19 protein-coding genes and 1 pseudogene are annotated in these 18859 nt (G+C 67.6%); 12 read left to right on the top strand and 8 right to left on the bottom strand.

Features of this window, described 5'->3' with window-relative positions; all coding sequences use genetic code 11:
* Positions 1 to 58 precede the first annotated feature (58 nt).
* Both AB0L91_RS21640 and AB0L91_RS21635 read right to left on the bottom strand, forming a co-directional pair.
* Positions 59 to 712 (bottom strand): TetR/AcrR family transcriptional regulator, encoded by a 654-nt coding sequence (locus AB0L91_RS21640; protein WP_365012514.1) that lies wholly within the window; start codon positions 710 to 712, stop codon positions 59 to 61.
* A gap of 117 nt (positions 713 to 829) precedes the next feature.
* Positions 830 to 1177: pseudogene (locus tag AB0L91_RS21635) on the bottom strand (VOC family protein).
* A gap of 89 nt (positions 1178 to 1266) precedes the next feature.
* Here AB0L91_RS21635 and AB0L91_RS21630 point away from each other — a divergent pair.
* A complete protein-coding gene (locus tag AB0L91_RS21630) occupies positions 1267 to 1800 on the top strand; it encodes a WYL domain-containing protein (protein ID WP_365012512.1) in 534 nt (177 codons plus the stop codon).
* A gap of 68 nt (positions 1801 to 1868) precedes the next feature.
* Here the strand turns inward: AB0L91_RS21630 and AB0L91_RS21625 are convergent, their stop codons facing one another.
* Positions 1869 to 2480 carry a TetR/AcrR family transcriptional regulator gene (locus AB0L91_RS21625; RefSeq protein WP_365012509.1) on the bottom strand — a complete coding sequence of 204 codons (612 nt, stop codon included), beginning with the start codon at positions 2478 to 2480 and terminating at the stop codon, positions 1869 to 1871.
* 132 nt (positions 2481 to 2612) lie between these two features.
* Here AB0L91_RS21625 and AB0L91_RS21620 point away from each other — a divergent pair, with 132 nt between their 5' ends.
* On the top strand, positions 2613 to 3557 hold the full coding sequence (locus tag AB0L91_RS21620; protein ID WP_365012506.1) for an SDR family oxidoreductase: 945 nt from the start codon (positions 2613 to 2615) through the stop codon (positions 3555 to 3557).
* Positions 3558 to 3572: 15 nt separating this feature from the next.
* Here AB0L91_RS21620 and AB0L91_RS21615 read toward each other — a convergent pair whose 3' ends face one another.
* Both AB0L91_RS21615 and AB0L91_RS21610 read right to left on the bottom strand, forming a co-directional pair.
* Entirely contained in the window at positions 3573 to 4256 is a 684-nt protein-coding gene (locus tag AB0L91_RS21615; RefSeq protein WP_357350076.1) for an MspA family porin, read from the bottom strand.
* An 8-nt stretch (positions 4257 to 4264) separates the two neighbouring features.
* A complete protein-coding gene (locus tag AB0L91_RS21610) occupies positions 4265 to 4672 on the bottom strand; it encodes a PPOX class F420-dependent oxidoreductase (RefSeq protein WP_365012504.1) in 408 nt (135 codons plus the stop codon).
* Between the two features lie 90 nt (positions 4673 to 4762).
* Here AB0L91_RS21610 and AB0L91_RS21605 point away from each other — a divergent pair, with 90 nt between their 5' ends.
* Positions 4763 to 5290 carry an AAA family ATPase gene (locus AB0L91_RS21605; RefSeq protein WP_365012502.1) on the top strand — a complete coding sequence of 176 codons (528 nt, stop codon included), beginning with the start codon at positions 4763 to 4765 and terminating at the stop codon, positions 5288 to 5290.
* A 66-nt stretch (positions 5291 to 5356) separates the two neighbouring features.
* On the opposite strand, the gene AB0L91_RS21600 is transcribed toward AB0L91_RS21605, so the two are convergent.
* The 3 genes from AB0L91_RS21600 to AB0L91_RS21590 all read right to left on the bottom strand — a co-directional run bounded on the left by AB0L91_RS21600 (position 5357) and on the right by AB0L91_RS21590 (position 8822).
* A complete protein-coding gene (locus AB0L91_RS21600) occupies positions 5357 to 6175 on the bottom strand; it encodes an acyl-CoA thioesterase domain-containing protein (protein WP_365012499.1) in 819 nt (272 codons plus the stop codon).
* A 237-nt stretch (positions 6176 to 6412) separates the two neighbouring features.
* Entirely contained in the window at positions 6413 to 7369 is a 957-nt protein-coding gene (locus tag AB0L91_RS21595) for a LysR family transcriptional regulator (protein ID WP_365012496.1), read from the bottom strand.
* Positions 7370 to 7469: 100 nt separating this feature from the next.
* Positions 7470 to 8822: a phenylacetate--CoA ligase family protein gene (locus AB0L91_RS21590; protein ID WP_365012495.1), complete on the bottom strand. Its 1353-nt coding sequence runs from the start codon at positions 8820 to 8822 to the stop codon at positions 7470 to 7472.
* A 288-nt stretch (positions 8823 to 9110) separates the two neighbouring features.
* On the opposite strand from AB0L91_RS21590, the gene AB0L91_RS21585 reads away from it, so the two are divergent.
* The 9 genes from AB0L91_RS21585 (at position 9111) to AB0L91_RS21545 (ending at position 18783) form a co-directional block, all read left to right on the top strand.
* Complete coding sequence (locus AB0L91_RS21585) at positions 9111 to 10256, top strand: acyl-CoA dehydrogenase family protein (protein ID WP_365012492.1); 1146 nt, start codon at positions 9111 to 9113, stop codon at positions 10254 to 10256.
* 47 nt (positions 10257 to 10303) lie between these two features.
* The gene (locus AB0L91_RS21580; RefSeq protein ID WP_357350063.1) at positions 10304 to 10807 is read left to right on the top strand and encodes a MaoC/PaaZ C-terminal domain-containing protein; all 504 of its coding nucleotides are present in this window, start codon (positions 10304 to 10306) and stop codon (positions 10805 to 10807) included.
* A 4-nt stretch (positions 10808 to 10811) separates the two neighbouring features.
* Positions 10812 to 12017, top strand: coding sequence for a thiolase family protein (locus AB0L91_RS21575; protein ID WP_365012489.1), 1206 nt, complete (start codon positions 10812 to 10814; stop codon positions 12015 to 12017).
* A 19-nt stretch (positions 12018 to 12036) separates the two neighbouring features.
* Positions 12037 to 12459 carry an OB-fold domain-containing protein gene (locus tag AB0L91_RS21570; protein ID WP_365012486.1) on the top strand — a complete coding sequence of 141 codons (423 nt, stop codon included), beginning with the start codon at positions 12037 to 12039 and terminating at the stop codon, positions 12457 to 12459.
* Positions 12460 to 12510: 51 nt separating this feature from the next.
* The gene (locus AB0L91_RS21565; protein WP_365012484.1) at positions 12511 to 13671 is read left to right on the top strand and encodes a CoA transferase; all 1161 of its coding nucleotides are present in this window, start codon (positions 12511 to 12513) and stop codon (positions 13669 to 13671) included.
* Entirely contained in the window at positions 13664 to 14812 is a 1149-nt protein-coding gene (locus tag AB0L91_RS21560; RefSeq protein ID WP_365012482.1) for a CaiB/BaiF CoA-transferase family protein, read from the top strand. The genes AB0L91_RS21565 and AB0L91_RS21560 overlap by 8 nt, the downstream gene beginning before the upstream one ends.
* A gap of 402 nt (positions 14813 to 15214) precedes the next feature.
* Positions 15215 to 16768 carry an aldehyde dehydrogenase family protein gene (locus tag AB0L91_RS21555; protein ID WP_365012481.1) on the top strand — a complete coding sequence of 518 codons (1554 nt, stop codon included), beginning with the start codon at positions 15215 to 15217 and terminating at the stop codon, positions 16766 to 16768.
* A 56-nt stretch (positions 16769 to 16824) separates the two neighbouring features.
* Complete coding sequence (locus AB0L91_RS21550; RefSeq protein ID WP_365012478.1) at positions 16825 to 18282, top strand: aldehyde dehydrogenase family protein; 1458 nt, start codon at positions 16825 to 16827, stop codon at positions 18280 to 18282.
* 45 nt (positions 18283 to 18327) lie between these two features.
* Positions 18328 to 18783 (top strand): nuclear transport factor 2 family protein, encoded by a 456-nt coding sequence (locus tag AB0L91_RS21545; RefSeq protein WP_365012477.1) that lies wholly within the window; start codon positions 18328 to 18330, stop codon positions 18781 to 18783.
* Positions 18784 to 18859 lie beyond the last annotated feature (76 nt).

Raw genomic sequence — 18859 nt, 5'->3', positions numbered from 1 at the left:
GATGCCGGGATTCGGTGAGTTGTGCTGTGCGGATCAGGTGTTCCGGCAGCGGTGATATTCAGTTGTCGTTCGGTGAGGACGTCGGGGTCTGCGTCTCTCCGCGCAGGGCGTCGAAGTCGATGAGCGCGCCGAGTGCGGTGCGCATGATGTCGGCCATGTCGACGGCGTCGGGCTGGACAGTCCACTGCAGTTGCACACCGTCGAGCAGCGCGATCACACTCGACGCGGCGTCCGCGGGGGTGAACTTCCCGCGGTATATCCCTCGCTCGGCAGCCAGCGCGAAACGCTCGGCCAGCAAGTCGCGGTAGATGTTTCGTCGCGAGCGAAAGTGTTCGTAGGCCGGATGCGCGGGGGAGGTGGCCTCGCCGACGAGCATGACGTACACCCGAACCAGTTCGGGTGTGTGGCTGAGCGCGTCGGCCAGATCGATGATGCCGAGCAGTAACCCGAAGTCGCCGGGCCGGAACGCGACGGTTCGTGCCCACTCGTCGCGCTGCTCCAGCACCGCCAGCAGGAGCGCCTGCTTGTCGGCGAAGTGGTGGAAGATGTTCGCCGGACTGATGCCGACATGCTCGGCGACGTTTCGCAACGTGCCGCCGGCGTAGCCCGATTCGGCGAACACCTGCAGTGCGGCGGTCAAGATCGCCTCGCGCTTCGCCTCGCTCTTGGCGTAGCGGCCGCGCGTCCCGCAGCGGGTTCTGAGCTGGGTCATCGTCGTCCCGTCCGTGTGCCCGGAGCAGGCCGGGTTGAGTACACTATATTTAATACTTACCAGAGGTTCAATATTGAGTCGCCCCCGTCGAGAGGCGCATGGGCGCTGCGGCGGCTGTCAGCCGGCGGGTTTCGCGATGGCCTGCGCGGTGACCGGGGTGAAGAGATTGATCAGGTTGCCGTCGGGGTCGCGGAACAGCAACGACCGGTTGCCCCACGCATCGTCGTCGGCTCGTTGACGAAATCCTCGACCGCCTCGCGCAACCGCCGGTAGTCGGCGTCGACATCGGGGACCAGGAATTCGATGATCGTGGTGTGGTTGTCGGCTGGGCGCGCACTGCCCGCCGGCGAACAAGACCACGGTGCGGGTGCTTCCGATCGCGAGGGTGCGAGCCGGTGTGGCGAGCTCGGCGAAATCCGATGTAGCCCAGGTTGCTTCGACGCCGGTCACGTCCTGCCTGGATATCCCCGTCCGGCCGGTGCATGGCCGATACGGCGGCTACCAGCTTGCCCCGGATACCGCCTGCCGCCACTGATGCTCACCGACGACGAGCGGTGGCCGTATTGCCCGGACTCCTGACCCGCAGGTCGACCACCGCCGACTTCGCGGCCGACGGCGCGACGGCCAAACTCCGCCGCGTCCTGCCCCCGCGTCTGGCCGCCCGTCTGGACGCGCTGATCAACACCGCCGAAGCCACCTCCGACGCCCGCCCGGACGTCGCAGTCGAGAGCTCCATCCTCCTCCTGCTCGCCGAAGCCACCGGCGAGCATCAACCGGTCGCAGTTGATTACGTCGATCGCAACGGGCGGCCCAGTGAGCGCGTCGTGCACCCGTACGGGCTCGTCGAGCACCACGGCCGGTGGTATCTGACGGGACAGGACAGCGACAAAGGCCAACTACGTCAGTTCCGGCTCGACCGCATCACCGCGGTGACCATGCGGTCCGGAACTTTCACTCCGCCCGCCGGATTCGAGGCGGCCGCACACCTGCTGTCCGCACTCGTCGAACACCCCAGCATCCTCAACGACGCCGTGCGCGGCCTGGCTCGCCGACTGAGCGCGGCGGCCGACGGCGAATACCGCGGTTGAGTGAGCCGGTCGGTCGGTCGTGACGAGCGCGGTGCCCGACTCTGGCCACCGGCGCATCGTCTCCCGGTTCAGGTCACCAGTCCGTGGAGGAGGGTCTCGGCGATCGCGGCGCTGTCGTCGGCGTCGTCCGGGCGGCCGAACCGGCGAGCCCAGGGTGCCTGTCCGTAGAGCAGGGCGGGTTTGGTGATGACGAAATGGAAGACGTGCCAGGGGATGTCACGGATGCGCCCGGCGGCGACGAGGCGGTCGAAGACGGGCCGGATCGTCTCGGTGAGGGGTTCGGTCACCGTGTACAGGTGGTCGAGGCGGTCGGATTCGCGGGCGGCCTCGTAATCGATCACCTGGTTGAGGTGGGGGTAGTGCGCGCTGGCTCGGTGGAATGCCCGGACACCGTTCATCAGCCATTCCAGGTCGTCGGCTGGTCCCGCCGTCAGGGCGGCGGTCAGTTCGGCGGACAGGTTCTCGACCTCGTGGGCGACGACGGCCCGCCAGAAGGCGTCCTTGGAGCCGTAGCGGTCGTGGATGAAGGTGTGGCCCATACCTAGGCGGTCGTTGAGTTCGCGGACCGAGACCGCCTCGTAGCCGAGATCGGCGAAGGCCCGCAGCCCCTTTCGCATGAGTTCGGTGTGATCGGGTGTGCGGGTCTCGCGTTTCGGCCGGCCAGGTCCGCGGCGTGTCATCGGTCTCCTTCGCACTGCGGCTCGAATATCAGACAGGTGCCTGATATTGTAGGAGTATTCGCTCACAGTGCCGCTCGGCCAGGTCGAGGACGTTGCCGACGTCGGCACCCCCACCCGACAGGAGAGCAACGCATGCCGCGTACACCCATCGACATCACCGTCCCGGACCTGTCCGGCCAACGCGCCGTGGTCACCGGTGCCAGCGACGGCATCGGGCTGGGGATCGCCACCCGCTTGGCCGCGGCCGGGGCCGAAGTGCTGCTCCCCGTGCGCAATCCGCGCAAGGGGCAGGCGGCGGTCACCGCCATCGAGCGTGCGGTCCCGACAGCGAACGTGGCCCTGCACGCCCTTGATCTGTCTTCCCTGGATTCCGTCGCAGCCTTCGGGCAGACCCTGATCGAGGAGGGCCGACCGATCCACCTGTTGGTCAACAACGCCGGTGTGATGACGCCACCGAACCGGCAGAGCACCGCCGACGGGTTCGAGTTGCAGTTCGGCACCAACCATCTCGGTCACTTCGCCCTGGTGGCGCACCTGCTGCCGCTGCTGCGCGCCGGTGCGGCGCGGGTGACCTCCCAGATCAGCATCGCCGCCGACCAGCACGCCATCAACTGGTCTGACCTCAACTGGGAGCACTCCTACAGCGGCGCGAAGTCCTACAGTCAATCCAAGATCGCCCTGGGGCTCTTCGGCGTCGAACTCGACCGCCGCAGCCGAGCCGGGGGATGGGGCATCACCAGCAACCTGTCGCACCCCGGCGTCGCGCCGACGAACCTGCTCGCCGCGCGCCCGGAGGTCGGCCGCGCGAAACAGACCCCGCGCCGCAGGTTCATCAGCGCGCTGTCTTCTCGCGGCATCCTGTTCGGAACCGTCGAGACCGCGAAACTCCCGGCCCTGTATGCCGCGACCGCACCCGACGCGCAGGGCGGGCGGCTCTACGGACCCAGCGGCCCCGGTCACCTGGGTGGTCCCCCCGCCGAGCAGAAGCTGTACTCCCGCCTCGCGGGCACCGACGACGCTCAACGCATCTGGCGGATCTCCCAGGAACTGACCGAGGTCGCCATTTCGGACGACTGAATCAGCCCGCGGCGCTCAGAGCCAGAGCGGATCGCCGAAGACCGCGCCGGAGTCGTCGGCCTTGGTGGATTCGAAGAGGACGTAGGTGTACTGCCGGATATTCACCGGTCCCACGCACGAATTGACCGTGATATGAAAGTCGCGGACGCCCAGGCTGATCGTGTCTCCGGGAACCATCTTCTTCTCCGCGACCGGGACGTCGACGATCTCGCCGGGACTGAGTTCCACGACCGCGACCGGGCCGACATTGAAGTCGTCGACAGAGTTGTCCGTATTCGAGTCGACATAGACGTCGGGCTCGACGCCGACTGTGCCCGAGCCCAAGGTCACCGCGCATCCCACGTGGTATCCGACCATGATCTTTCCGCTGTCGCCGCCGTCCAGGCGACCGTAGGAGACGCTGCTGACAAAGGCTTCCCTGCTCGTTGCCAGCATGTTCAACGGGGGGATCCGATTGATCACTTCGTTGCGATTTCCGACCATGAAGGTGACGCCGTTGGGGGACACATAGGACGCCTCGTGGGGTGCCATGGCGACCGAGTCGGCATGTGCAGGGGAGGCGAGAACCGGCAGGACAGAAACTCCGAGTGCGGCAGCGACAATCGTGAGAATTCTGAAGGGCATTTCCACAGGGTAGACATCGAGTTCGCGAGCGTCCGGGAGAAACGCGGTCGCGTCGGGCAGAGCATTGGTCCGCACGCCCGCCGTCAGTGCCGAGCGTGGCGGGTGTCGTACCACTGCTCACCGGCAGGCTCACCGGCCAGATTCCAGCTCCAGGACTCTGTCGGGGTGATGCGCAGGTAGTAGCCGGGACCCACCATGCCCGTCCGTTCGACGGGCGGTTCGGCGAGACCGTAGACGCGCACGCCCCGCGCGATGACCGGGTCGAGCGAGACCAGGTCGTCGACGACCAGTGCCACCTCGGCATTGCCCAAAGCGACATTGCGCGCCTTGCGGGTACCGGGGAAGGTCGCGCCACCGCCGACCCAGAAGTAGGTGCCGTCGAACTCGTAGGCGACCGGAACGACGTCCGGTTGCCCGTCGGCGGCGCGGGTGGCGAGGCGAGCCAGCGGCTGCGACCGGAGATAGTCGAGTTCGGCATCCGTGAAGCTCATGCCATCGTATTATTCCGCACCCGGTCACCGTCGGTGCGACCCTGAACCACGGGACTGGTTGTGTAAACAACCTCGAATCGAAGGAGTCGAATGCGTATCGGGGTATCCGGGCCGCACGGAACCGGTAAGACCACGCTGGTTCACGAACTGTGTTCCCGTTTCGTCGACCTCACGCCGATCGAGGAACCGTATGTCCTGCTCGAGGAGGACGGCTACGACTTCGAATACCCGCCGTCGCCCGCCGACTATCGTGCCCAGCTGACTCGCTCGATCCAGCTACTCGACACCGAGCCCGACGGATCCGTGTTCGACCGGACTCCGGTGGACTTTCTGGCCTACCTGTCGGCGACCGGCGTCGACATCGCGTCCGCTATCGATATTTCCGCAGTCCGCAACGCGGTGGCCAGGCTGGATCTCCTGGTACTGGTGCCCATCACTCCCGAGACCGAGCGGCTGCTGCCCCCTGTGGAGATGCTCGGTCTCGGCCGCACGGTCAACGACATCCTCCTGGAGTTGGCCTACACCGACCCGCTGGATCTCCTCGCGGATGTTCCTGTGGTCGAGTTGAGCGTCCCGTTGGCGAACCGGGTCGAGACGATCGGCGCGATGATCCGTTAGCCCGGATGGCGTACAGAGCCGCCGGTCGGGGGAACGGACGGTCGACCGGACCTGCGTGCAAGCCGCTCAGCCGACATTCGCCGCCGCGAGGTCGGCGGACAGCGAGGCGGTGAGCGCGGTGACCGTGGTGGTGCCGAAGACGCCCGTCCGGTCGTAGAGCTCGGCCGTTCCGATCGCGATGCCGTCGCGTTCGTGACGGTCTGTCGCCGAGACGCCCATCTCGTCGCCGATCGGCAGCCGGCTGAGTGCGACGGTGACGTCGGTGTTGATGTACTCGAGTCCCTGGCTGCCGAGGTTGGTGACCACGTTCGACACGTCGGCCACGGCACACGCGAACTGGAACGGGCTGGCTTCCTCGCCGTGGATCACGGGGATGGACTTGTGCCACAACCGATTCCGGCTGATGTTGTGGTGCTGGGTGGGGTCGGCGTCCCAGCCGGCATCGCCGCTGTAGTAGATGCGGCTGTCGTCCGGAGCGCGATGCCAGGTGGGCGGCGGTGGGATCGGTGCCCCGCTCGCCGACCAGCAGCGGCCCGCCGGAGCTTCGCCCGCGGCCAGATAGAGGGCGCGAGCCGCGGCGACCGGTGTGCCGTCTTGGTACAGCCGGGCGTCGACCAGGCACAGCCGCGTGCCGGTGCGCACGATCTCGGTCTCGACGGTGCACGGGCGCATCGCGACCGGGCGGAAGAGGTCCAGGGTCCAGCGGGTGGGGCGCAGGCTGTCGGACCCGAGTTCGGCGACGCGGTGCTCGACCTCACGGGCGAGGGCCGCGCTGACCGCCATACCCCGCATCTGGCCACCCGCCCAGCCGCTGCCCGCGACGGGAGTGGGGCGCAGGAGGCCGGGGGCGGTGGGGTCGGTGTCGAAGAATGCGGTCTGCCGCATCGAGATCCTTTCGGGGACAGCAATGTCGATGAAGCGGGTCGGACCGGACCGCGAAGCCGTACCGGTCGCACGGTCGGCGATCGTCGACTGCGCGCCGGTGACGGCGCAGCTGATCTCCAGCCCCCACCACTTCAGTTGAATATTATATATTATCGTTGAACCCGGACGTCGAAGGGTCGACGACCACGACTCCCGGCCGGAGAAAGCGGGTGACGAGAAGGCGCGCCGCGGTGATTCTCAGGCCTGCTCGTCGGTGGCCTCGCTGTACTTCGCCCAGTCGTCCGCGGGCGGAGTGAGCAACTGCTCGACGAGGATCTTCGCCGCGGGGCCGAAGTCGCGTCCCCGCGCGGTCGCCAGATGGATCCGGCGCTCGGCCCACGGCTCGGCCAGTTCGAGGACGCCGACCCGGCCCGCCCACTCGTGCCCGACCAGGCACTCCGGCTGCACGGTGACGCCGAGCCCGGCGTGCACCAGCGAGATCGCGGTGCCGCCGCTGCGCAGCACGTGCCTGGGCTCGTATTCCCCGCCGGTCCGCTGCGCGGCTGCCCGCAACGCGCCGACGAGGGCGCGTGGCGCGATGAGATTCTCCGGGAGTAGATCCCGGATCGTCACGCTCGTCCGGTCGCCGAGCCGATGCCCGAGCGGCACCACCGCGACGAGCCGATCGCGCCGGTACGGCGTGACGTCGACGCCGTCGAGGTCGAGTCCGTAGGCCGAGGCGAACACGCCGATGTCGGCCTCGCCGCGCGCGACCTCCTGCACGATGTCGGCGTTTTCCACCTCGTGCACGATCAGGTCGACGAGGGGATACTCCCGGCTGAACTCGCCCAGCTCACGAGCCAGGAACGGCACGATCACCGATCGCGCCGACACCACCCGCAGTTCGCCCTGCGCGCCCTCGGTGAGCGAGGCGAACTCCGCGCGCATGTCGTCGAGGCTGTCGAAGATCTGGCGGGCGTGCCGGGCCAGCACCGTGCCGGCCGGGCTCGGGACGACGCCCTTGGGTGTGCGATCGAGCAGCTTCACCCCCGCGATGTTCTCCAGCACCTGGATGCGTTTGGTGGCCGTGGACGCGGCGATGTTCTCGCGGATCGCCGCGAGCCCGATCTGCTGCTCCTCGATGGCCGACAGGAACAGCCGCAGGGTGAACAGGTCTACCTGCCGGATCAGGTGCAGTCTGTTGAATGCGCTCATGTCACCTTCGCGATCACACCACAGTGGGCGAGCGGGCCGAATCTGTAAATATTATATATCTACCTGCCCACGTTGGCGTCGTCTCGGCGGGATGCGCCGCTCAGCTAGTGACCCGCTCGATGAGCGCGACCTTCACGTGGTCTGGTCGCTTCAGGGTGCCGTCGGGGACCAGGTCGACCACGGTCTTCACGTTCAGGGCCGAGCGCACCCGCGCCTCGATGGTGGTCCGCAGCTCGTGCTGCTGCTCGGCGCCGAGGCCGTCGGCGTACTCGACGACCAGGGGCAGCGGCCGCTGGGTGGAGTGGCCCTCGAAATCTGCCCTGATCCGCATCTCGCCGGTCGTCGCCGGTGCCAGTTCCAGCACGAGTTCCTTGACCGCCGACGGGAACAGATTGATGCCACGCACGATCAGCATGTCGTCGGTGCGGCCCACGCAGCGCACCTTGTAGCCGGTTCGGCCGCAGGCGCAGTCGGTACCGGTGACCACCACGTGGTCCCGGGTGCGGAAACGCAGCAGGGGAGAGGCTTGGCGGCGCAGCGCGGTGTAGACGAGCTCGCCACTGGCCCCGGCGACCGGGGCGACCTGTGCGCCCGTCTCGGGGTCGATGAGTTCGGCGATCATCAGATCCGGGGACAGGAAGTGCATGCCGTCGCCGACCTCGCATTCGCCCCAATAGGTGCACGCGATGTCGGTGCCGCCCAGCATCTCTCGCGCGGTCGCGCCCCACAGCGACTCTAGCTTGTCGCGGACCGCGGGCAGGCCGCCCCCCGGTTCGCCGCCCACGCTGATCGCCCGGACGCCCAGTTCGGCGGCGGCGCGCCCGACGATCGCCGGAGCCTGCTCGGCGAGATGGGTGAGGAAGTACGGTGTGCCGATCAGGGCGTTGGGTCGCTGGTCGGCCTGCACGCGCAGCAGTCGTTCGGCGCCCGCCTCGGCCCCGATCGGGATGTCGACGATGCCCATGTACTGCAGGATCTGGACGATCGGCAGGCCGCCGACGAAGCCCTTGCTAATCCCGAACCCGTGCAGCAGCCGGTCGCCGGGCCGGAAACCGTTGGCGTAGAGCGCGCGTGCGCCCAGTTCGCTCCAGGTGCGAATGTCGTTCGCGGTGAGCCCGACATAGGAGGGCGAACCGGTGGTGCCGGAGGATGCCTGGATCTGCACGATGTCGGCCTCGGCGGCCGCGACGTGCGCGCCCAGCGGCGGAGCGGCCGCCAGACTGTCGCGCAGTTCCTGCTTCTCCGTGAACGGCAGCTCCGCCAGGTCGGCGACTGTGCGCACCTTGTCTACATCGACGCCGTGCTCGGCGAACTTCGCCTGGTAGAACGCGCTGTGGGCGGCGAGGTAGCCGAGCTGGTCGCGGAGCCGCTCGTCCTGGACCCGGCGCGATTCCGTCGCGGACAGCGTCTCGACGGCACTCCAGTACCGCGCCGAGAATGGAACACTTCGCATGATGACTCCCGAATGGCCGATGCCGCATCGCCGCGCTACTGTGCTGGTTCGGCGATGATTGTTCCCCGACCATAGTTCGGTGGATTCCGCTATTCAATTCGATGTCTTCGAAGTGGTCGATTCGAATATTTGCACTTGCTTATGGCCAGGTCAGCGGCTAGTTCGTGGTGTTTCGACGGTGTCGAACGGCGGATTCGAAATTCATCACTTGGCACCTCGGATGTGCGCAATTACCGTACTGCTATCGGCGGACTATCACCCGAAATCCCATCGCAATACGGAGTGAGTATGAATTCGAATTTTCTGGATGAAGCGCAGGCGGACTGGCTCGACGTCGTGGACAAGTTCATGGACGAGGAGATCACCGTCGAGTACGTGCGCAACTGTGATGTGAACCGGGACTACCCGTACGAGGCGTACGAGAAGATCGCGGCCCAGGGCTGGCTCGGCATCCTGATCGACGAGGCCGACGGCGGCTCCGGCGGCGACATCTTCGACTACTCGCTGATGGCCGAGGGCCTGGGCAAGTTCGGTTTCGACTTCGCCTGCTCGGTGCTGGTGCCGACCTTCACCGCGATGAACATCCTCAAGTACGGCACCGATGAGCAGAAGGCGCGCTACGTCAAGCCGTTCATCGACGGCCAGATCCGGTTCTCGGTCTCGATCTCCGAGCCTGACGCCGGCTCGGATGCGTCCAACACCAAGACCCGCGCCCGGCGCGACGAGGACGGCGACTGGATCGTCTCGGGCCAGAAGCTGTGGTGCTCGGGTGCCGCGGCGAAGGACACCGTCATCGCGATGCTGGTGCGCACCGATGCCGATGACAAGCACGGGGGCCTCTCGGTCCTGTTGATCCCCAACGACACCCCCGGCCTGGACATCCGGAAGCTGCCGACCCTGTCGCGGCATGCCACCGGCACCACCGAGATCTTCCTCGACGAGGTCCGCGTCCCCGCCGACGCGCTGCTGGGCGAGGTCGGCCAGGGCTGGAAGATCATCACCGACCACCTCGAGCTGGAGCGCTGTGCGGTCGCCGCCGCCTACGTCGGCAACGCCCAGGAAGCGGTCAAGGCCGCCAACAAGTACGCCCATGAGCGCATCCAGTTCGGCAAGCCGATCTACGAGTTCCAGGTGCTCAAGCACATGCTGGCCGAGAACCAGACCCGCGTCGACGCCGCGCGCCTGCTCTGCTACCGCGCCGCCAAGATGAAGGCCGCCGGTCTGCCCGCCGCCCGCGAGACCTCGATGGCCAAGCTCTACGGCTCCGAGACGCTCAAGGCGTGCGCTCTGGACGGCATGCAGATCCTCGGCGGCTACGCCAACCTGCCCGAGGCTGACATGGAGCGCTACCTGCGCGAGAGCGTGCAGTCCACCATCGGCGGCGGCACCTCGCAGATCCAGCGCACCATCATCGCCAAGTCGATGCGCCTCTGACCGGGTGTAATCCAGCTTCCCGCACGAACTTTCGAGGAGAAGTTCCGATGGCCACCATCAACAACCGTATCGATATGCCGCTCGACGAGATCGAGGTCGGCACGGTCTTCCGCTCCGGCGGACGCACCATCACCGAAGCCGATGTGGTGAACTACTGTGCGCTGACCGGCAATTGGATCGAGATCCACTCAAACGTCCACTACGCCGCGCAGACCCGCTTCGGCGAGCGCCTGGTGCAGGGTTCGCTGACCTACTCGCTGATGACCGGCCTGATCCAGTTCGGCCCGTCGATCCAGGCGAACTACGGCATCGACAACCTGCGCTACCTGAAGCCGGTGCTGATCAACGACACCATCTACGTCACCGCCGAGGTAACCGCCAAGAAGGACAAGGACGAGAAGTTCGGCGTCATCACCTTCCTGATGAAGGCGCTCAACCAGCACGGCGACGTGGTCCAGCGCAGCGAATGGAGCCTGCTCATGCTGCGCAAGCGCGAGGATCTCGACGCGCTCGTCGGCGCCTCGCTGCCGACCGAAAAGGTGCGGGGCTGAGGTCATGACCGCACAACCCGTCGCGGCGATCGTCGGCATGGGCGACGCCTATGCCACGCGTGCGAATCGCAAAGATCCGCTGCAGCTGGCCGTCGAGGCCACCGTGGCGGCGCTGGCCGACGCGGGGATCACGAAGAACCAGGTGGACGCCCTGTTCACCGGTCGCTCGCCGTGGGCCGACAAGCGCTCGCAGTGGAACAACATCTTCGCCTCGCACATGCAGATGCCGGTGACGTTCACCAGTGAACTCACCCTGCACGGTGCCGGCCTCACCGCCACCCTGGCCCAGGCCTCGCAGATGATCGCCGCGGGCAAGGCCGAGTATGTGCTCTGCCTGCAGAGCGACGCGACGGAGTTGTTCGTCGACGCCGTGGCCATGGGCGCGGAGGCCGACGCGGATCCGCAGTACGAAGTGATCTACGGACCCACGATCCCGTCCCTCTACGCCCAGGCCGCGCGCCGGTACTTCCACGAATTCGGGATCACCGAAGCCGATCTCGCCGAAGTGGCCGTCGCGAATCAGCGCTGGGGCGCGCACCATCCCCACGCGGCCAAGGCCAAGCACGGCGAGATCGACGTCGCGACCGTGCTTGCCTCGCCGTACGTGGCGACCCCGCTGCGCCGGTGGATGTGCTCCACCTGGGGCGGCGGCACCGGTGGCGCGCTGATCGTCACCGCACCCGACAATGTGCGCGCCGACCAGCAGCCGGTGTACCTGCACGGCTACGGCTCGGCCACCACCCACGAGTACCTGTCGGACCGGATGAACATGCGGACCTGCAAGTTTCCCGACTTCGGCGGGCTGCCGAACCTCACCCACACCGCCACCATCGAGGCGGCGCGGCAGGCCTACGCGATGGCCGGGCTCGGTCCCTCCGATATCGACATGGTGCAGATGTCGGTGAACTTCGCGCATATGGGCCCCATCGTCATGGAGGACCTGGGCTTCGCGATGAAGGGGCGGGGCATCGACGTCTACCGGGAGGGCCGCACCGGTGTCGACGGCGACCTGCCGACCGACACCAACGGCGGCTGGCTGTCCTTCGGCCAGCCCGGCATCTCCTGCAACATGGACACCATCATCGAGACCGTGCGTCAGCTGCGCGGGCAGGCACTGGGACTGGCACCGCGGCGCAAGCCGGAAACCGCGCTGGTCCAGGGCGCGGGCGGCATGCTGGCCGCGGGCAGTGTCCTCGTGCTGGCGGCCTGAGCGGAATCGGGAGAACAACATGAGCGAGACAACCGCACCCAACGCGTGGCCGCAGCCCTACCAGCTGCTCGACGCCGCGCCCTACTGGGCGGCACTGGACGAACAGCGGCTGACCTACCAGCGCTGCGGCGACTGCGCCGAAGCCGTCTGGCCCGCGCACTCGTACTGCCCCTACTGCGACTCGGCGGCGCTGACCTGGGCGGAGTCGGCCGGTCGTGGCACCGTCTACTCCTTCAGCACGGTGCTGCGCGGCCCGACTCCGGTGTGGGTGTCGATCACGCCGTACACCGTCGGGTTCGTGCGGATGGCGGAGGGCTACATGCTCTTCGCCCAGATCGAAGGCGACCCCGAGGCCGTCGCGATCGACCAGGAAGTCACCGTACGGTTCGTCGAACGCGGTGCCCAGACCATCCCCGTGTTCACCGCGGCGAACCCCGGCTAGAGGTGCACTATGACAGCACAGGAGCGATCCCGACCAGGGCAGGAGCAGCCGATGCAGAACGAACTCCCGCTGTCCGGGATCGTCGTGGTCGAACTCGGTGACAGCGCCTCGGCGCCGTTCACCGGCAAGATCCTCGCCGAACTCGGCGCCGAGGTGTGGAAGGTCGAACGGCCGACCGGCGATTCCTCGCGCGGCTGGGGCCCGAGCATGTGGCAGGGCAGCGGTGCGGCCTTCCACGCGCTCAACCGCGGCAAGCGCTCGATCCGCATCGACATCAAGGACCGCGACCAGCTCGCGCTGCTGCATCAGCTGATCGCCGAACGCGCCGATGTGTTCCTGCACAACCTGCGGCCGGGCTCGGCGGCGAAGTACGGCTTGGACGCCGAGAGCCTGCGGGTGACCAAGCCCGAACTCGTGCACTGCGAGGTCGGCGCGTTCGGGCACAGCGGGCCGATGAACTCCCTGCCCGGCTACGACCCGCTGATGCAGGCGTTCTCCGGGATCATGAGCATCACCGGCGAACACACCGGCCCGCCGGTCCGCGCGGGGGTGTCGATCATCGATTTCGGCACCGGGATGTGGGCCGCGATCGGGATCCTGGCCGCGCTGCACCGGCGCCGGTCCAAGCTCGACGGCGCCGCGGTCAACGCGTCCCTGCTGGAAACGGCGATCGCGTGGATGTCGGTCGGCGTGGCCGGCTACAACACCGACGGGGCGCCGGGTGAGCGTCACGGCTCCGGTGTCGCGTTCATCGTCCCGCACCGCGCGTACTCGGCCGCCGACGGCGATCTGATCGTCAGCTGTGGCAACGACGGCCTGTTCGCCCGCTTGAGCGAGGCACTGGACCGGCCGGAGTGGGCGAGCGACGAGCGGTTCGCCACGAACACGGCCCGGCTGGCCAACCGCGCCGAGATCGATCGGCTGATCGGCGATCGGCTGGCCGAGCACCCGCGGGCACACTGGCAGCGGCGCCTGCAGGACTTCGGTGTTCCGGTCGCGCCGGTGCAGACCACGGCCGAGATGGTCACCCACGAGCAGACAGAGGCGCTGGGCATCATCGGCGCTCCGTCCGCGGACGAGATCGGGGTGGTCGGGCTGCCGTTGTCCTTCGACGGCCGCCGCCCGCCACCCCTGCCCTCGGCCCCTGACATCGGGGCCGCCGACGACGAACTGCGCAAGATGCTCGGGCAGGGCGGAATCGGCGATGGGTAGCGGTCCACTCGCGGGCGTGCGCGTCCTCGAACTCGGCGGGGTCGGGCCGACACCGTTCTGCGCCATGTTGCTCTCGGATCTGGGCGCCGACGTCCTGCGGCTCGACCGGCCGCCGGGCTACGACGGCGGCGCCCCGATCGACGCGCGGTTCAACCTGCTCAATCGCGGCAGGCGCAGCGCGGTCGTCGACCTGAAACAGCCCGCGGCGGTCGACGCCGTGCTGAAACTGGCCGGCCAGGCCGACATCCTGCTCGAGGGGTTCCGGCCCGGGGTCGCGGAGAAGCTGGGTCTGGGGCCGGAGCCGTGCCGGAAGGCGAATACGGCGCTGGTGTACGGCCGGATGACGGGGTGGGGCCAAGGCGGTCCGCTGGCCGCCGATCCCGGCCACGACATCAACTACATCTCGTTGACCGGTGTCCTGCACGCGGTGGGCCGGGCGGGCGAACCGCCCGCCATTCCGCTCAACCTGGCCGGCGACTTCGGCGGTGGCTCACTGTATCTGGCGCTCGGGGTGGTCTCGGCGCTGCTGGAGAGCCGGACGTCGGGGCAGGGGCAAGTGGTCGACGCGGCGATGGTCGACGGTTCGGCCTCGCTCATGACCCTGTTCTACGGCCTGTTCGCCGCGGGCTACTGGACCGACGACCGTGGCGCGAACCGGCTCGACTCGGGCGCGCCCTGGTACAACGTCTACGAAACCGCTGACGGTGGCTGGATCAGTGTGGGCGCCAACGAGTCCCGCTTCTGGCGCAACCTGCTGCGCGTTCTCGGCCTCGACGAAGCGGACTTCCCGGGCCAGCACGACAAGTCCGGCTGGCCCCGGATGCGGGAACGATTCGCCGCGGTGTTCCGCACCAGGACCCGCGACGAATGGTGCGCCCTGGCCGACGGGCAGGAGGCGTGCCTGACACCGGTGCTCTCCCTGGCCGAGGCGCCGCGCAACGCCCAGCTGCGAGCCCGCGGCACCTTCGTCGACATCGACGGCGTGACGCAGCCCGCGCCCGCACCACGATTCAGCCGGACCCCGGGCGCGATCCAGCGTCCGCCGTCCGAACCCGGGCAGCACACCGACGAAGTCCTGGGCGAGTGGGGCTTCACCGACACCGAACGGGCGGCCCTACGTGCCGCGGGTGCCATCGGCTGATCGCCCGACTTACCCCCGCTCTCGATTCAGCGGGCGCGAATCAGCGGTTCGGAAATCATCAATTGATTCCGGAAACGGGGTGGATATGATGGGAATCACCATTCGGAGACGGAATTCCGATATGAGTTCGCAGCGTGGCGAAGCGGCACGAAGGTAATCGGAACGCGGCGGAAGACAATTCATCAGGCGGGTGTGACCGATATTCTGTCGGGCCCGTGAAGAGTTCGGCCGACCATCGCTTCTTCTACGTGCCGGGAAGCTAGCGGACCCGCGACCGATCCCGTGTCCAGAAAAGTGGACAGTCGAGTGCGAATCGGACACATTCCGTACTTCGCCCGAACCATTCTTTCTCGCAATTATTCAGGCCGTGAATATCGGCACCCCGAATCAGCAGAGGTGAAAATGACTGCCACCCTTCCTGTCACTCCCGCCGTGGATCGCGACGGTAGGCCCCACTACCGCATGTTCATCGACGGCGAATGGGTCGATTCCGCGACCAGCATTCCGGTGATCAACCCGGCGACCGAAGAGGTTGTCGTCACCGTGGCGACCGCGGACACCGGCCACGTGGACGCGGCTGTCGCCGCGGCCAAGCGGGTCCACGAGTCCGGCGTGTGGCGCAATACCCCGCAGAGCGAGCGCGCGGCGGTGATCGATCGCGTGATCGCGAGCCTGGCCGCGCGGATGGACGAGCTGGCCGTGCTCAGCGCGCGGGAGACCGGCATGCCGGTGCGCGTGGCGGGCGCCATCGGGGTCGGCTTCCCGATCGTGCACCTGGGCCACTACGCGGAGCTGGCGCGGACCTACGAATTCGAGCGGTCCGGCCCGGTCACCGGTCAGGTGCTCTCCGCGAGTTTCATCCGCAAGGAACCGGTGGGCGTGTGCGCCGGCATCGTGCCGTGGAACTTCCCGGCTTTGATCGCGGTATGGAAGTCCATTCCCGCCCTGGCCGCCGGCAACACGGTCGTGCTCAAGACCGACGAGAAGACCCCGATCTTCGCGCTCGAACTGGGTGCGATCCTGCGCGACGCGGGCCTGCCCGACGGTGCGTACAACGTCGTGGTGGGCGACGGCCCGACCATCGGCGGTCACCTGGTCAAGCATCCCGATGTGCGGCTGGTGTCGTTCACCGGCTCCACGGCCACCGGACGTCAGGTGATGGCCGATGCGTCCGCCACGGTCAAGCGAGTCGTGCTCGAGCTCGGTGGCAAGGGCCCGAACATCGTGCTCGACGACGCGGATCTGGATGCGGCCGTGGATGGTTCGATCTACGCGTTCCTGCTGCACGCGGGTCAGGCCTGCGAATCGGGTACGCGGCTGCTGTTGCCCGCCTCGATTCACGACGAGTTCGTGGCCCGGCTGGTCGAGCGGCTGAAGACCCTGCGGATCGGCAGCCCGCTCGATCCGGCGACCGACATCGGCGCGGTGATGAGCAAGACCCAGCACGAGCGGATTCTCGGCTACATCGAGAAGGGCAAGGCCGAGGGCGCGACCCTGGTGCACGGCGGCGGCGTGCCCACCGGCGAAGGCTTCGACAAGGGCTTCTGGGTCGTGCCGACCGTCTTCACCGGTGTCACCAACGACATGACGATCGCCCGCGAGGAGATCTTCGGCCCGGTGCTGTCGGTGCTGAAGTACGACACCGTCGAGGAGGCGATCGCCATTGCCAACGACACCGAGTACGGCCTGTCGGCGGCGGTGTGGAGCCGGGACAACCAGCGTGCGCTGGAGGTGGCCCGCCAGATCGAGGCAGGCTCGGTGTGGGTCAACGACTTCCACAATATCTCCCAGTATCTGCCATTCGGTGGATACAAGCAGTCGGGCACCGGCCGGGAACTCGGTCCGGACGCGCTCGGTGAGTTCACCCAGGACAAGGGCATCACCGTCGATCTGTCCGGCGATGTCAGCCGCCGTGCCTACGGCCTGGTCCTCGGCACCCCGCCGTCGGCCGAATGACCCGGGATCGAGGTCCCGCACCCGGTGCCCTACATCCACGAGCACGCTTGAGCGCCATGGCTGATCATCCGGTAGTGGTGGGGAAACTGCTCATCGACGGTGACTGGGTTCCCGCCACCTCCGGCCGCGGTGTCGATGTCATCGATCCGGGCACGGAGGAAGTGATCGGGCACGTCGCCGACGCGTCGGCCGCCGATGTCGACGCGGCGGTGCGGGCCGCCCGCCGTGCCTTCGACGAGGAACGCTGGCAGCGGCTGTCGTCGGCCCAGCGGGGCATCGTGCTCTGGCGGGTCGCCGATCTGATGGCGAGCCGCGCCGAGGAATTGGCGCGGCTGGAGAGCCGCGATGTCGGCATGCCGGTGTCGCAGGCGGCGCTGATGGTCGCCGAGGCGGTCAACCAGTTCCGGTACTACGCGGGGCTGGCCGACAAGATCCACGGCAGTACAGTGGATCTCGGCCCGGCCGAGCGCCGGATGCACGGGGCGACCTACCGGGAACCGGTCGGCGTCGTGGCGATGATCGTGCCGTGGAACGCGCCACTGATCGCCATGTCGATGAAGCTGGCGCCCGCTCTGGCCGCCGGGTGTGCCTGCGTGCTCAAGCCTTCGGAGGAGGCACCGCTCACCGCGCTCGCGCTCGGGCGAATCCTGCTCGAGGCCGGTGTTCCGGCGGGCGTGGTGAACATCGTCACGGGCTTCGGTCCCACGGGCGCGGCGCTGGCCGAACACCCCGGCGTCGACAAGATCAGCTTCACCGGCTCGACCGCCGTGGGGCGCAAGATCGTCGCGGCGGCGACCGGCAACCTGAAGCGGGTCTCCCTCGAACTGGGCGGCAAGTCGCCGGTGGTGGTGCTGCCGGACGCGGACATCGATGCCGCCGCGGTGGGCATCGCGGTCGGCATCTTCTGGAACTCGGGGCAGATCTGCACCTCGGGCACCAGGCTTTTCGCCCACGAATCGGTGTACGAGAAGCTGGTCGACGCGATCGCCGAGCAGGGCCGGTCGATGAAGGTCGGGTACGGCACCGATCCCGATGCTCTCCTCGGGCCGCTCATCTCGCGTCGGCAGCTCGATCGCGTCGCCGGCTTTGTTGATCGCGGCGTCGACGCGGGCGCTCGAATCGTCAGCGGCGGAAAGCGACTGGGGGAGCGCGGCTTCTACTATCCGCCGACCGTGGTCGCCGATGTCACGCCCGCGATGGAGATCGTTCGCGAGGAGATCTTCGGACCGGTGTTGTGCGCGATGCCGTTCACCGATCTCGACGACGCGATCGCGCTGGCCAACGACACCGAATACGGTCTCGCGGGCAGCGTCTGGACCCGCGACATCGCGGTGGCCCACCGGGTCGCCCGTCGGCTGCGCGCGGGCCGCATCGGTGTCAACGTCCATCGCGCGGGCGGGGTGCAGATGCCCGTCGGCGGCTACAAGCAATCCGGCTGGGGCCGGGAGAACGGCCCCGACGCGCTCGAGGAGTACCTCGAGAAGAAGTCCGTCGTCACGATGCTCGACCGCTGACCGCCGGAAGATCAATCAGCTCAGCCACTGTGAAGGGTGGAAAACATGACGAACGGACTGCAGAGCCTCGAGACGAAGATCCAGTGGGTCATCGATCTGGAGGAGATCAAGATGCTGATGGCGAAGTACTGCCACGGCATCGACAAGAAGGAACTCGCGACCTTCCTGTCCATCTGGTCGGCAGACGCGGACTATCTGCTGCCCCGCGGCGAGGGCCACGGCATCGAGGGGATTCGGCAGCTGGTGGAGAAGGTGTGGCAGCAGGTGCCCCAGTGCCATCACCACATCACCAATCCGGTGGTGGACATCACTGGCGACACCGCGACCGCGCGTGCCGATGTCTTCTACTTCCGCCTGACCGCCGACGGCACACACCAATTGCTGTCGGGCGGATACGACTTCGCGTTCACCAAGTCCGACGGTGAATGGAAGATCCGGAAACTGGAGTTCGCGGCCTTCGTGACGGCCAGCCCGATCTTCGCGGCGAACGACCGCGGCTGACGGTCGCGAACAGCACAGACGTCCGGGGGCGGGGGGGGTGCGGGTGTGATATGGGCCTTGGCGGTGTGTTGGGTGG

Origin of the sequence: Nocardia sp. NPDC051833, assembly GCF_040681225.1 — a bacterium.
In the GTDB taxonomy this organism is placed as follows: domain Bacteria; phylum Actinomycetota; class Actinomycetes; order Mycobacteriales; family Mycobacteriaceae; genus Nocardia.
The sequence above is the reverse complement of the archived record's forward strand: the minus strand, read 5'-3'. Positions and strand labels throughout refer to the sequence as shown.

Coding starts and splice junctions, on each gene's coding strand:
- AB0L91_RS21555 (WP_365012481.1), top strand. CDS start 15,215: ATGACTGCCACCCTTCCTGTCACTCCCGCCGTGGATCGCGACGGTAGG.
- AB0L91_RS21595 (WP_365012496.1), bottom strand. CDS start 7,369: ATGAGCGCATTCAACAGACTGCACCTGATCCGGCAGGTAGACCTGTTC.
- AB0L91_RS21600 (WP_365012499.1), bottom strand. CDS start 6,175: ATGCGGCAGACCGCATTCTTCGACACCGACCCCACCGCCCCCGGCCTC.
- AB0L91_RS21605 (WP_365012502.1), top strand. CDS start 4,763: ATGCGTATCGGGGTATCCGGGCCGCACGGAACCGGTAAGACCACGCTG.
- AB0L91_RS21565 (WP_365012484.1), top strand. CDS start 12,511: ATGCAGAACGAACTCCCGCTGTCCGGGATCGTCGTGGTCGAACTCGGT.
- AB0L91_RS21620 (WP_365012506.1), top strand. CDS start 2,613: ATGCCGCGTACACCCATCGACATCACCGTCCCGGACCTGTCCGGCCAA.
- AB0L91_RS21575 (WP_365012489.1), top strand. CDS start 10,812: ATGACCGCACAACCCGTCGCGGCGATCGTCGGCATGGGCGACGCCTAT.
- AB0L91_RS21640 (WP_365012514.1), bottom strand. CDS start 712: ATGACCCAGCTCAGAACCCGCTGCGGGACGCGCGGCCGCTACGCCAAG.
- AB0L91_RS21550 (WP_365012478.1), top strand. CDS start 16,825: ATGGCTGATCATCCGGTAGTGGTGGGGAAACTGCTCATCGACGGTGAC.
- AB0L91_RS21580 (WP_357350063.1), top strand. CDS start 10,304: ATGGCCACCATCAACAACCGTATCGATATGCCGCTCGACGAGATCGAG.
- AB0L91_RS21625 (WP_365012509.1), bottom strand. CDS start 2,480: ATGACACGCCGCGGACCTGGCCGGCCGAAACGCGAGACCCGCACACCC.
- AB0L91_RS21585 (WP_365012492.1), top strand. CDS start 9,111: ATGAATTCGAATTTTCTGGATGAAGCGCAGGCGGACTGGCTCGACGTC.
- AB0L91_RS21590 (WP_365012495.1), bottom strand. CDS start 8,822: ATGCGAAGTGTTCCATTCTCGGCGCGGTACTGGAGTGCCGTCGAGACG.
- AB0L91_RS21610 (WP_365012504.1), bottom strand. CDS start 4,672: ATGAGCTTCACGGATGCCGAACTCGACTATCTCCGGTCGCAGCCGCTG.
- AB0L91_RS21570 (WP_365012486.1), top strand. CDS start 12,037: ATGAGCGAGACAACCGCACCCAACGCGTGGCCGCAGCCCTACCAGCTG.
- AB0L91_RS21560 (WP_365012482.1), top strand. CDS start 13,664: ATGGGTAGCGGTCCACTCGCGGGCGTGCGCGTCCTCGAACTCGGCGGG.
- AB0L91_RS21545 (WP_365012477.1), top strand. CDS start 18,328: ATGACGAACGGACTGCAGAGCCTCGAGACGAAGATCCAGTGGGTCATC.